Source organism: Pelagicoccus sp. SDUM812003, from assembly GCF_031127815.1.
GTDB lineage: Bacteria > Verrucomicrobiota > Verrucomicrobiia > Opitutales > Opitutaceae > Pelagicoccus.
The window spans coordinates 430,135-442,982 of record NZ_JARXHY010000003.1; the positions used below are offsets into that span (position 1 = coordinate 430,135).

The window sequence follows — 12,848 nt, forward strand, 5'->3', positions numbered from 1 at the left end:
GTATAGCAGAATCGAGTAGGAAAAGGATATGCGATATCGGCGTAGGATTTAGCGGATCCGATCTTTATTTGGGTGCAAAAAAGGCGAGCCGTGGCGGGCTCGCCTTTGCAAAGCAGATCAAGTCGCGCCGAAGCGAGCGCTCGCCTCCGCTTATCCGATGATGGACTTGAGCGAGGCGACGAGGCGTTCCAGATTCGCGCTGGTGATGCCTGCCACGTTGATGCGGCCGCTGTTCACAATGTAAATCGCGTGTTTTTCGCGCAGTTCCATGGCTTGTTCCTTGGTGAGTCCGGTGAAGGAGAACATGCCTTTTTGCTTGATGAGAAAGCTGAAGTCGCGGCTCACCCCGGCAGCTTTGAGAGCGTCCACGAACTGCTGTCGCACCCCGGCGATGCGGCCGCGCATGGCGGCCACTTCCTGATGCCATTTTGCAGTTAGGGTTTCGTCAGAGAGAATGGTGGTGACGATGCCGCCGCCGTGGGCCGGAGGATTGGAATAGTTGGTGCGCACCGAAACCTTTAGCTGGCTGGCCACCTTCTCGGTAGCGGCGCTGTCGCCCGTGACCACGTGCAAGGCGCCGACGCGATCCTGGTAAAGGCCGAGATTCTTGGAGAAGGATTGGCAAACGAAGACCGGAAGGCCGCTCTTTGCGATGATGCGGGCTGCGGCCGCGTCGGTGTCGATATCGATGCCGAAGCCCTGATAGGCGAAATCGACCAGAGGTATCCAGCCTTTGGATGCGGCGATCTTGGCGACTTCCTCCCATTGTTCCGGCTCAAGGTCGGCGCCAGTCGGGTTGTGGCAACAGCCATGCAGTACCACTACGTCGCCTGCGGGGATCTTGGAGATGGCGTCGATAAACGCGGCGTAGTCGAGGCTGAGGCTAGCGTTGTCGAAGTAGGTGTAGCTCTCCGTTTGCAAGCCTGCTGAGCCGAAGATGCCGCCGTGGTTGGCCCAGGTGGGGTTGCTGAGCCAGACTGTTTTCGTATCCAGATTTTTAGCGATGAAGTCGGCGGCTACCCGGAGAGCTCCGGTACCGCCAGGGGTTTGCAGGGAAACCGTCTGGTCGCGAAGCTGCTTCGCCAGCTCGCTGCCGAAGCAAAGGTTTTGCGTTAGCCGAGCGTATTCGGGGCTGCCGGTGATCGGCAGGTAGCTTTTCGTTTTGGAATTGGTCAGCAGACGTGTTTCAGCCTCCTTCACGGTGTCGAGCACTGGAGTGACGCCATTGTCGTCGACGAAGACGCCGACGCTCAGGTTGATCTTGTCCGGATTTGCGTCTGCCTTGAAGGCCTCAGTGAGGCTGAGGATCGGGTCGGCCGGAGCGAGGGAGACTGAGTCGAAGTAGGACATTGTCTGATAGGTTTCGTTAGATTGCGGAGCGCTTGGTCAGCGTCCTGCGGCAATAGGCAGCGGAGGAGGCTAGGGCTTGGCGCGCAACTGTCAATGTCGAGGGAGCTAGAGAATGCGAGGCAAAATTCGCTCGTTCCGATAGGCGCGATTTGAGGAATTAGGGAGCGCTGATTTTGTGGAACGCAGGGTAGGTTTCGGGGGTGATTTGGATGCGAACGCGATCGCGTTCGGAGTCGATGGGGCTTCGTGAGACGCTGAGATCTGGGCTGTCTAGACTCTTGCTGATCCAGTTCTGCAGATCGGAGCTCTCCGATAGGGCGAACGTGGCGGCGAGTTCGTCTTTAAGCATGGGGAACGAGTAGACGAAAGTGGGCTTGTTGTTCTGGAGGACTATCTCGATGCGAATGGGACTTGAAGCGTTGGGGGCATTGGGATCGAAGCCTGCGATGAACTCGACCAGATTGGGAAGTTTGTCCTGATCGGGATCTGCCTGGGGGCCCGAAATGCTATCGTCGGCCCGTTCGCTTTGGTCGCTCCAGTGGGCGGCCCTCCAGCTTTCGTAGGGATCGTAACCCTCTTCGGCCTCGACCGCGACTTCGTACCAGAGGGACTTTGTCGCTTCGCCGATGACGAGCCGGCTGCTTGTTTCGTCGACCTCGGAAAGCGAGATTTCGGTGGTCCGCTGCCCCTGTTCGTCGAGGGCCCACGCTCGGACCCGTGCCGTGGGATAGGGGAGGGTGTGCGAAGCGGGAATGGCTTCGGTGAGCGAGGGAGCTTGCCCCCAATTTTGACCCACGGAACGCTTTGTTTCGTCGGTCCATTGCATTCCGGTGTTTTCGGTGAGTCCCGTGGCCACGATCAGAATGGAGGCGCTTGCTGCGGTTTGATCGAAAGCGCCTTTTCGGGTGGTCAAGGTCAAGGTAGCCCAGTCCTCTTGCGTATCTCCGAACTGGATACCGATATTGCCAAGTTCGAAATCGCGACCCGCGATGTAGCCCACTACGCTGCGGGTCTGAGGGGTGTTTATGGTAACTACGCCTTTATCAGAGCGGGATTGGTCCCAGCGAAGCTGTTCGGTGTCAGATGCGTAGATCGGACCGGAGGGCGCTTCAGGCGGTAGATCAAGTCCGGTGGCGCCTTCACCAATGGAGAGGGCGATGCGTTGCGTGGCCACGAGTTCCGGAGGGATGCCGAGCTTGCGTCCGTCGCCGACGTTCCAGGCCGCGCCTTGAGTGGCGACGATGTTGGCTTCGATCTCCGGGGTGAACGTCATGAGGAGTTGTGTTTGGGCCGCGGATACGTGACCTTTTCTAAACATGGCGGCAGCGGCCATGGCGTTCGCCATGGAGCTGGGGTGGGCGTTCATGTTGAAGTAGTTGTTCCAGTAGCCTTGGTCCCACGAGTCGCCCCTGGCGTAGTCGAAAAAGTAGATGCCATCCCAGTCCTGCAGGGCCCCATAGGCTCCCGCCAGCAGCGGTCCCTCCGACGCGAAGGGGTTCGGGTAGGCGTGCCGGTATTCTGATACCGTGTGTGGATAGCCGTCGACGCGTTGTCGGGCTAGGTCGGCAAGAGTCGAGTCGGCCAGGGAGTTGACCATGGAGACAGGGTTGACGTACCAGTTTTGCGGATCCCAATCGGCTCCCGGAAATACCGGGTGCTGCCAGTAGGCATGCGTATCCACTAAATCGTACACGCCTTGGATATTTGGCGTGGAATTCATAATGGTGGTGCCGTTGACCAAACCACCATAGTCGAGGTCATCCTTCACGTAGTTCCTCAAATCGGTCCAGTAGTCGGTGGCGAGGTCAGTGAGGAAACGAGTCCAGTCCAAGGAGCGATTAGGCAAGTAGGAGCCGCCGTGCTGGTTTATGCTAATGTTGCTTTGTTCGAGGGATTCTCCTTCGGGGAGCGAAGCGCTGAGGTCGGCCCCGGTTTTCAATGAAATGCCGGAGAAGTAGATCGTTCCGGTTCGTTCGACGAAGTTGGAGAAGCTGACTCGTAGGTTTTGGTCGGATACGTTTGCAATGAATGGATAGCTGTATTGTTTCCATTCGGTAGTGACTTCTAGATTGTTCCACGAATGAACGCCGGAGTATGGATCGTAGTTTAAGCCAATAGTAGCGGCGATGGTTCGCATTTCATCCGCGCGTATCCAGAAACTGAAAGTGTAGAGTTGGTCTTTCTCGATCGATATGTCGGTTTGGTTTAGCTGGGCGTGCCAATCCGTACTGGAGGTGGCGTCGATATTGAAGCGAAGGGCCTGTCTACCCTCGAATTCTCCCGTTGATACCCTTGCTTGGGCGACGTTGCCATGGGTGCCGGCGAACCAGCCTTCGGTGCTGGACTGGAAGGTCGGATTCGTGAGAAGTTCCGGGCCGAGGTCTTCGCTTTGGCCTGACCAGGCTTAGAGCATATCGGCGGTGGATGCATAGCGGTTTTGCAGCCACTCGTTCCACTTGGTTTGTAGTTGGTTTTGATATACGTCTGGCCAGAGTTCGACGGCTCCACCGAAGTATTGGTGGAAAATGCCGTTCTCATTGTTTATTTCCACCACTGCGATTGCTGGGTCTTCCGAGTAGGTGAGTCCGGTATAGGGATTTCTGTGCGTAAGGAGCTTTTGGATATACTCCTTCTCTAGGTCACGAAAGGTGGGATCGACGAAGCCGAGAATATGGCGTTGCTTCCAATCGAGGTCGGATTCTACATTCGGATCGAGTCCATCCGCGACTTTGAATTCGCGGGAGTTGATCATATTGAGATTGGAGTAGATGCCGTGGGCTTTGAGCTGGGCGATGAAGTAGTCGAGCTTCTCGAGGTTTGCAGCGTGCAGGTTGCGCGAGTTGCCTTGGCTGTAGTCGATGATCGATCCGCCGCCCCAGTTGTTGTCCATATGGTGGAAGCGTACGATGTTGAAACCGAACTTGGCGAGGCGACCCGCGATAGCCTCGGCTTCCTCGTGAGTAGGGAAGCAGGAGTCTGCGGTGATGTTGACGCCCCAGAAGCGGATGCGTTCGCCGCCAGCGGAGAAATGGGCGTTTTCGTCGACCTCGATGTAGCCGAATTTTCCGGCGGGGGTGTGATTTAAATTGGAGAGGTCGGTGATGCCTGGGGCCTTGTCGTCCCACGGCAGGGTGAAGGGGATGAGCTCGCCGCCGCGAGCGAGCGCGACGATTGCGCATGCGACGAGGGAAACGATGCAGGGGGTGGTTCTCATGGGGTTGTTTTGGGATTGTCGGGTCTTTGGGGTGGTTTCATACTGAAAACGCCACGCGGCCATGTGAAGGGCAAAAGATCGCGAGCGTCAGACGGGTTTGGAGCAATCGATGCTTTACCTATCGAACCAGAGTCCTACGTTGCGGGATTCACTCGAAAGTACCAACAATCAAGACCCCCTAAAGAACATCATGGCAAGAGCAAGCGCCCGTCACATTCTCGTAGCGACTGAAGACCAGTGCAACGATCTGAAATCGAAAATCGAAGGAGGCGCCAGCTTCGCTGACATGGCGAAGGAGCACTCCCAATGTCCTTCTGGCAGCCGAGGCGGCGAGCTGGGCGAGTTTGGCCGCGGTCAAATGGTGCCTGAGTTCGACAAAGTGGTATTCTCCGCTCCGGTGAACGAGGTGCAAGGCCCGGTGCGTACTCAGTTCGGCTACCACCTGTTGGAGGTCACGGCTCGCAGCGAATAGCGGCGACAAGACTTTTTCGAAGAAGCGATCTCGCCGTGGCGGGGTCGCTTTTTTCGTCTCAGCTCTCGTTCCCCTCGAAAGCGATGGGGAGGGTGAGGATGGCAGTCGCTCCCTTTCCAATCCCGTCGCTTCGGATCGAGATGTATCCGCCGAGCACGCGGGCGGTGTTGGCGCAGCTGTGCAGACCGAAGCCGTGACCGAGTTGCTTGGTCGTGAAACCGTGGCTGAAAAGGCGGTCGATGTTTTCCGGAGCGATGCCGATACCGTTGTCCTGAATCATGAGACTGAGCCGATTGTTCGCTTCGTCTCTTTGGTAGGATAGAGTGAGGACGCCCAGATCGGGTGATTGTTCGCGGATGGCGTCGAGAGCGTTGGAGATGAGGTTGAGCACGATTTCCAGCACGCGGTGCTTGTCGTTCACAACGATCAGCCGCTCCGGGAGCTCGCTGTTGATCTCCAATCGCTGAGCGTTGGGGTCGCGGCCGAGGATGGTGAGAGCGGTCTCGCAGGTTTCCACCAGATCAAACTCCTGAGTGAGGCTCTGGGTTTTTGCGTGGGACTGCTGGGCGGAGATGATGCGCTTCACGTGATCGACGTCCTGCCCCATGATGTTGACTTCGCAGATGAGTTCGGACACCTCGTTTTGCAGCGCTTGAGACAGCTGTATCAAGTAACTGGGCACGTTTTTCCCTTTCGGGTTCTTCGTCAGAAAATCATCGATATCCTGAGCGTTGGCCTCGAGCAGCGTCGCCAGTCGGGCCAGTCGCTTCACTTTCGATTGCGACAGCTTGTCTGAGAGCACGTTCAGGCTCACGTTGATGCTATTGAGCACGTTGCCAACGTTGTGCAGCACGTTGGTGGCGATTTCCGCTTTGCCCGCGGTGCGGGCTGTTTCCATGAGCTGATCTTGCATGTCCTGCAAGCGATGGAGCGTATCGCTGAGCGATTTGGTGGTGCTCTGGAGTTCTACCGTTTTCACCTCGAGCTCGCTGTTTTGCGCCTCCAGGCGCTCGGCTTGTCGTTCCAGCTCCGAATTCTTCTCTTCCACTTCGCGCGTGCGCTCCTTGACCACCTGCTCGAGATAGCGGCTGCGCTCGATCTGGACTCGGTTGTAGTAGCGCACGATGGCGATGACGAGAACGATGAGCGCGCCTGTGAAGGAGGCGATGGACCAAGGGCGCTGGTACCAGGGCGCTTCGATCACAAAGTGGTAGTGGTTGCCGTAGGCGAAGTGACCGAGAGCGTCGCTGGCATTCACTTGTATGGTGTAGCGTCCGGGATCGAGGTTTGTTATTTCACGTTGGGTGACGTCGTTGAAAGGGCCCCAATCGCGATCGAAGGGTTCGACGTGGATCTGGTACTGATGGTGCAAGCTGGCGATCAGCGAAGGGTAGGTGACGGATATTTTGAGCGAGTTCTGGTTTGGACCGAGAACGATGGGCTCGTTCTCGTCGGGGCGGAAGATGGGGAGTCGTTCGCCGTCGTTGAGTGAAACGAGCTGGTGGAGACGTGGACGGATATCGGTCTCGGTATCGGCTTGGTAGGGATCGGCCGAGTAGATGAGTCCGAAGGTTCCTCCAGCCCAGAGGTGTCCTTCGTCGTCGATGAGGATGCACTGGGCCCGGGTATCCAGAGCGTTTCCAATGCTGGAAATGTCCCTGATGATGGGCGGGGCAGGCCGTTTCACGGTTTGGCTGCTTCGGGCGTTGAGGGCGACCACAGCGGATTCCGGGTCTTCTCCATAGACTTGTTCAAAGCCGAAAGGGGGACCTCCGACATAGTAGTCCATCTCCGGATCGGGTTCGAAGCGCCTGGCCTCCGGATCCCATTTCAAGCAAGGGTGTCCGTTCACATAGATGTGGTCGCCGATGCGCACGGGAGTTCTCCACATGCCGCTTTCGTCCGTGGGCAGGTCCATGAGCTGGTAGCTGCCGCCTGATTCGTCCAGATCGATCAACGCCAGCTGAGGGGCGCTGCCGAGGCTTCCGAAAAGCTGACCGCCCCTTGATTCGGCGATGGAGAAGACTTCTACGGTGGGTCCTTCCAGCTGGCTGGTTTTCTCCCACTTGCCATTTCGTAGTTCGAATCGCCCGACTCCCCGAAAATTTGCTGCGAGCATGACGTCAGGATAGTCGCTTGGTTGATGGAAGTTAGCGGCCCCGAAGGCGTCGAGGGCGGAGATGGCGCCGTCGCTATCCATGACATGGCTGGTGGCGCCGGCGATGAACATGTGATCGCGGTAGACGGCGAGGTCGCGAACTTCCTCGTTGTCGATAACGATCTGGAAGAGCTCGTCCATCTGGGTCGCTTGAGAGTTGCTGACGTAGAGCCCCTTGCTGGTGCCCAGGTAGATGCGATCGCGAAACTTCACCACGGACAGGACCTCGTCGTTGAGGCCATGGTGCTCATTGAGCAGCAAGGTGGCCGGGTTGAAGGGGATGCGGGTGATGTTGTTGACCGTTTTCACCCAAAGACCTTTTTGCGAGTCGACTGCGAGCTGCTCGATGCTGGCGTCATCCAGTCCGTGTTCCTTGCTGAATTGAAGCAGGCTTTCTCCTTGCTCGTCGATAACGATAACGCCTTTCGACGTGGTGCCGATCGCGAGGGTGTTGGGCGACGTCTCGATGACGCTGGCGATTCGGATCTGGTGGTTCTCGACGGATTGCAAGCCCCCCCATCTCCAGGTGCTTTGGCCGTCGAATCCGATGATGCTATACTCCTTGGTCAACATCCAGACCCCGCCTTCTGCACGAGGCGTGATATCGGTGACCCATTCGTAGACTCCGGAGTTGTCTAGAAAGTGATCGGCGTCGACCAGCTGACCGGTTTGCCAGTCCCATCGGTTGAGGAGGTTATCATTTCCCCCGGTGACGAAGAGTTCGTCTCCAATGCTGAAACAAGTGGTCGCCCAGTTGGGCAATTCGTGCAGTTGGACGTTTCTGTCGGAATCCACTTCCACCAGTTTGGTTCCGTGCAGTCCGAAGAAATGACCCCGCGTATGGGCCACTGTTCTGAGTCCGTCGATCCCGGGAAAGTAGCTCTCCGGAGGCGTGAGCAGGTCTACGCGGTAGCCGCCAAGCTCGTCGGGTTCAAGTGTGGCAAGCCCTTGCGAACAGCCGACGAGCATCCTGCCTTCGGGTAGCGAAATGCTGTGGTAGGCCCACTGGATTTCGGAGACGTGATCCCAGTGGGTGCCATCGAAAATGTATACTCCCGTGCTGGAAAGCACCGCCATGCGATTGTCGGGAAACCCTGCCAGCTGAAAAATGTCGCCCCGAATTCCGCTGTAGCGTGGAGAGAAGTTTTCGGTTCTGGGAATGCCCCAACGCGATAGCTCTTCTCCGAGCGTGTTCTGGGGAGCGGCGTAGGAGATGCTGTCGCCGCTGAGGGCAGCGGTGAAGAGGGCGCCAAGGATCAGCGTCCGGAAAACGAGGGGTTTGCAATACCGGTTGATATGGAAAGTATTGGCTGAAATCAGGCCTAGTGAAGCGCTAGCGAGCCGCTTTCTAGGCTTTTGACGAGAGATTCAAAAAATCGTCGGATCGTTGGGGCTGGGTCGGTTTTTGGGTGAGCGGAGACTGGGGGCTAGTTACGAGATATAGTTGGAAGCGCTCCTTGAGGCGAGTCGTCGGCGCGTGATCCGTTTCCCATTTGCAAACAATGCTGCGCATGCTGGCTGAGCAAGCGTTTAGGTGTTGTAGGCGATGGGCAGGGTGAGGGTGGCGGTCGCCCCCTTGCCGAGTCCTTCGCTGGTGATGGTAAGGTCGCCCCCCAGCACTCGGGCGGTGTTGGCGCAGCTATGCAGACCGAAGCCGTGTCCGTGCTCCTTGGTGGTGAACCCGTGGTTGAAGAGGCGATCGATGTTTTCCGGGGAGATGCCTACGCCGTTGTCCTTCACGATGAGGCGTACGCGCTTGTTGGTCTCGTCGAGCTCGTAGGAGAGGGTGAGGATTCCTAGCTCGGGCGATCGCTCGCCGATGGCGTCGATGGCGTTGGAAATGAGGTTGAGCACGATTTCCAGCACGCGGTGCTTGTCGTTTCTTACGATGAGCTGTTCGGGGAGCTCGTTGTTGATTTCCAGGAGGTGGGCGTTCTGGTCTCGACCGAGGATGGTGAGGGCGGTTTCGCAGGTTTCCACCAGGTCGAATTCCTGGGTGAGGCTTTGGGTCTTGGCGTGGGATTGCTGAGCGGCGATGATGCGCTTCACGTGCTCGACGTCCTCCTCCATGGTGTTGAGCTCGTAGGAAACTTCGGAAACCTCGTCGCGCAGCGATTGGGCTAGGTGTATCAGATAACTGGGTACCTTCTGTCCGCGAGGATCCTGAGTGAGGAAGGATTCGATGTTTTCGCTGTTCGCCTCGAGCAGTTTCGCCAGCTTGGAGAGGCGGTCCACCTTGGAGTTGGACACTTTGTTGGAAAGCACGGTGAGGCTGACGTTGATGCTGTTGAGCACGTTGCCCACGTTGTGCAGCACGTTGGTGGCGATCTCCGCCTTGCCTGCGGTGCGGGCGGTTTCCATGAGCTGGTCCTGCATTTCCTGCAGGCGGTGGAGGGTTTCGGTGAGCGATTCGGTGGTGCTCTGCAGCTCTTCGGTCTTTTCTCCCAGCTCCTCGTTTTGCGTTTCCAGCTTCAGGGCCTGCTCCTTAAGGGCTTCGTTTTTCTCCTCCACTTCCTTGGTGCGCTCGCGAACGAGCTGCTCCAGCTGATGGCTGCGCTCTATCTGAAACCGATTGTAGTAGCGAACGATGCCGACCACGATCAGGATCGCGCCGAACAAGTAGGCGGCGTAGGCCCAAGGCTTTTGGTACCACGGGGCCTTCACGGTGAAGTGGTAGGTGTGCGAACTGGAGGAGTGTCCGTAGGCGTCGCTGGCGTTGGCGTAGATGAAGTAGTCCCCTGGGGGAAGGTTGTTGATCGAGCGTCGAGAACTGTCCGAGAAGGGGGGGGATTGTTCGTCGAGGGGCTCGATGACGATCTGGTACTGGTGGTGCGTGGTGGCGGAGAGGGAAGGGTACTCGATCGCGATTTCGAGAGAGTTCTGGTCCGGTTCGAGTATGAGCGGATTATCGGCAAAAGCGGAAACCCGGAAGGTCTGCTGATCGTTCGTTGAAGTGATTTTGTGGATACGTGGCCGGATTTCCAGAGAGGATTTTCCTCGAAACGGATCGTTGGAAAACACGAGCCCGAACTCGCCGCCGGCCCAGAGGTTTCCGTGATGGTCGTAGAGGATGCTGACCGCTCGCGTGTCGATTGCGTTTCCAATGCTGGAGATGTCGCCGAAAATGCGACGTGTCGGTCGGGGCACGGTTTTGCTGCTTCGACCGTCGAGGGCGACCACTGCGGTTTCCTCGTTTCTCCCGTAGACATGTTCGAATCCGTATGGCGGTAGCCCGACATAGTAGTACATTTGCGGATCGGGCACGAATTCTCGGGAGGCGCTGTCCCATTTCAGGCAGGGATGACCGTTTGCGTAGACTTCGCCATCGATGGTCACTAAGGCTATCCAGATGCCGCTTTCGTTTATGGGGAGGTCGATCATGCGGTAGCTCCCCACCTCCTCTTCGAGCTCGATGAGAGCGACCTTGTTGAAACCGGTGCTGGCGAAAAGTTGACCGTCTTCGGATTCCGCGATGGTTAGAAAGTCCCTTTCAGGCCCTTCCAGGCGGCCGATTTTTGTCCAGCGGTCGTTTCGTTTTTCGTAGCGCGTGATGCCGCGGAAATTCACGCCGAGCATGACATCGGGGTATTTGCTCGGCTGGTAGAAGGAGGTGGCTCCGTCGGGATCGAGCAGGTAGATCGAGCCATCCGAGGTCATTGCGCGCGCCACGGCTCCGGAGATGAAGAGGTGCTCGTCGTAGGTGGAGAGATGGTAAACCTCTTCGCGATCGAGCACGCGCACGAAAAGCTCGTCCATGGATCGCGCTTCGTCATTGCTGGTATACAGGCCCGTGCTGGTGCCGATGTAGATCCGATCTCGGAATTCCTCGAGCGTGAAGATGGGGTCGCTCAATCCGTGTTCTTCGTTGAAGAGCACGGTGGGGGGATGCGACGGGATGCGGGTGATGCTGTTGGACGTCCTCACCCAGAGCCCTTGCTGGGAATCGACGCCGATCTTTTTCACGTTCACGTCGTCCAGGCCCTGCTGCTTGGTGTGCTGCAGAAGCACTTCGCCGTTTTCGTCGATGAGCAAGGCGCCGAGGGAAGAGGTGCCGATCGCCAAGGTATTGGGGGAGGCCTCGACAAAACAGGAGATGCGGGCGTCCATCTTTCGCAGGGTGGTCGAACCTTTCCATCGCCAGGTGCGAGTGCCGTCGAAGCCGATGATGGTGTCCTGCTGACCGCGGATCCAGACTCCGCCTTCCGCTCTAGGCGTCGTTTCGAGAAACCACTCGTAGACGCCGGAGCTGTCGAGGTGGCGCGAATCGTCGATCAGCTGCCGCGTTTCCCAATCCCACCGATTCAACAGCGAGGTGAGCCCGCCTGTGACGTAGACGTCGTCGCCGATGGCGAAGATGCTGGTGGCCCAATTGGGGAGCTGGTGGTACTGGGTCTCTCCCTCAGGGGTGGCGATGATGAGGTGGGTGCCGGCCAGCCCGAAACAGTGGCCCTTCGCGTACGCCACATGCTCCATGCTCGGAAGGTTGGGCGGGTAGGTCTCCTTCGGGGTCAGTATCTCCACGGCGTATCCGCCAAACTCGTCCGGCTCGATTGTGGCCAGTCCCGCTGCGAAGGAAACCAAGGTGCGCCCGTCTGGAAGCGTAAGGCTGTCGCTCGTCCAGGAGAGGTCTGGCACGTGTTCCCAGTGGGTTCCGTCGAAGGTGTAGATGCCGATTGAGGTCAAGGCGCTGAAATGTCCGTTCGGCAAGGTCGACAGGTTGAGAATGTCCCCTCGGATGCCGGTGAAGCGCGGGTAGAACGTTTCGGTTCTGGGGATGCCCCACTGGGCGAATTCGTCCTCCAGTAGTTCGGCCGCCTGGGTGGCGACCGATATCGGACCGCACAGAAGCAGAACTAGCTGCAAGAGGTAGTTCGGCAGCAGGCGCTTGCGCGAAAAGCCATGGTTCTGATCGATAGGCAAGTATCAGCCGTTTGCGCTGCGGATAAAGCGTTTCGATAGGGCCAGCGGTCATTTTAACAGCGGATTTAAGCTAGGCCTCGCTGAACAAGTTCAAGCGGGCCATCGGCGATGGCGTCGATCCGCCATCAATGGCTGTGCCAGTATGACGCGCCCGTGCCAGCCCGGTGTGAAATCCTGTTTCACCGCTGGTAGAGGTTTGGTTTGTAAAGCGTTGATGTCCAGGGTATAGCTCTGGCGATTTCGGATGGCATCCTCCATGCACCAAGGCAGGTAGTTTTTTAACCCTGAAATGAGGAGGAATTGATTATGACACTTGTACGAAGAAACACTTGGCCCAGCGATCCGTTCTTCGAAATGGACCGCCTTTTCAATCGCGCCTTTGGCAACAGCGACCTTTGGCCGAGCGCCTTCAAGGCCCCAGCCGAGCGCGATTTTCCGCTGGACGTTTACGGCGACGAGGAACGCTACTACGTGGTCGCCGAGATGCCAGGCGTCGCTAAGGACGCGGTCGACCTGAAGGTCGAGAATTCGGTGCTGACCATCTCGGTCAAAGCCGAAAGCAAGGGCGATGGTTCGGAGAGCGTGCGCTACTTGAGCCGCAACATCACGGTGGGCGAGGATATCGATATGGATCTGGTCTCCGCCAAGATGGAGAACGGACTGCTGACGGTGACCTTGCCGAAGGCGGAAGAGCGCAAGCCCCGCAAGATCGCGATCAAGTAACCCGATTGGAA

At 57.8% G+C, this 12,848-nt stretch carries 6 protein-coding genes and 1 pseudogene; 2 read left to right on the plus strand and 5 right to left on the minus strand.

The genetic code is table 11. From position 1 onward, the window contains the following. Nucleotides 1-150 precede the first annotated feature (150 nt). The 3 genes and pseudogenes from QEH54_RS06245 to QEH54_RS06255 all read right to left on the minus strand — a co-directional run bounded on the left by QEH54_RS06245 (nt 151) and on the right by QEH54_RS06255 (nt 4,564). Nucleotides 151-1,350, minus strand: coding sequence for an amino acid aminotransferase (locus QEH54_RS06245; protein WP_309017787.1), 1,200 nt, complete (start codon nt 1,348-1,350; stop codon nt 151-153). A gap of 157 nt (nt 1,351-1,507) precedes the next feature. Next, a pseudogene (locus QEH54_RS06250) lies at nt 1,508-3,709 on the minus strand (carbohydrate binding domain-containing protein); the annotation flags it as partial. Between the two features lie 45 nt (nt 3,710-3,754). Next, on the minus strand, nt 3,755-4,564 hold the full coding sequence (locus tag QEH54_RS06255) for a hypothetical protein (RefSeq protein WP_309017788.1): 810 nt from the start codon (nt 4,562-4,564) through the stop codon (nt 3,755-3,757). Between the two features lie 190 nt (nt 4,565-4,754). Between QEH54_RS06255 and QEH54_RS06260 the strand changes: the two genes are divergently transcribed. After that, nucleotides 4,755-5,036: a peptidylprolyl isomerase gene (locus QEH54_RS06260; protein ID WP_309017789.1), complete on the plus strand. Its 282-nt coding sequence runs from the start codon at nt 4,755-4,757 to the stop codon at nt 5,034-5,036. A gap of 58 nt (nt 5,037-5,094) precedes the next feature. Here QEH54_RS06260 and QEH54_RS06265 read toward each other — a convergent pair whose 3' ends face one another. Both QEH54_RS06265 and QEH54_RS06270 read right to left on the minus strand, forming a co-directional pair. Continuing rightward, nucleotides 5,095-8,271 (minus strand): ATP-binding protein, encoded by a 3,177-nt coding sequence (locus QEH54_RS06265; RefSeq protein ID WP_309017790.1) that lies wholly within the window; start codon nt 8,269-8,271, stop codon nt 5,095-5,097. Nucleotides 8,272-8,724: 453 nt separating this feature from the next. After that, nucleotides 8,725-12,114, minus strand: coding sequence for an ATP-binding protein (locus tag QEH54_RS06270; protein WP_309017791.1), 3,390 nt, complete (start codon nt 12,112-12,114; stop codon nt 8,725-8,727). Nucleotides 12,115-12,420: 306 nt separating this feature from the next. On the opposite strand from QEH54_RS06270, the gene QEH54_RS06275 reads away from it, so the two are divergent. After that, the gene (locus QEH54_RS06275) at nt 12,421-12,837 is read left to right on the plus strand and encodes an Hsp20/alpha crystallin family protein (RefSeq protein ID WP_309017792.1); all 417 of its coding nucleotides are present in this window, start codon (nt 12,421-12,423) and stop codon (nt 12,835-12,837) included. Nucleotides 12,838-12,848: the final 11 nt, after the last annotated feature.

Excerpts from the sequence above, each read along its gene's own strand:
- QEH54_RS06245 (WP_309017787.1), bottom strand. The coding sequence starts at position 1,350 with ATGTCCTACTTCGACTCAGTCTCCCTCGCTCCGGCCGACCCGATCCTC.
- QEH54_RS06255 (WP_309017788.1), bottom strand. The coding sequence starts at position 4,564 with ATGAGAACCACCCCCTGCATCGTTTCCCTCGTCGCATGCGCAATCGTC.
- QEH54_RS06260 (WP_309017789.1), top strand. The coding sequence starts at position 4,755 with ATGGCAAGAGCAAGCGCCCGTCACATTCTCGTAGCGACTGAAGACCAG.
- QEH54_RS06265 (WP_309017790.1), bottom strand. The coding sequence starts at position 8,271 with ATGGCGGTGCTTTCCAGCACGGGAGTATACATTTTCGATGGCACCCAC.
- QEH54_RS06275 (WP_309017792.1), top strand. The coding sequence starts at position 12,421 with ATGACACTTGTACGAAGAAACACTTGGCCCAGCGATCCGTTCTTCGAA.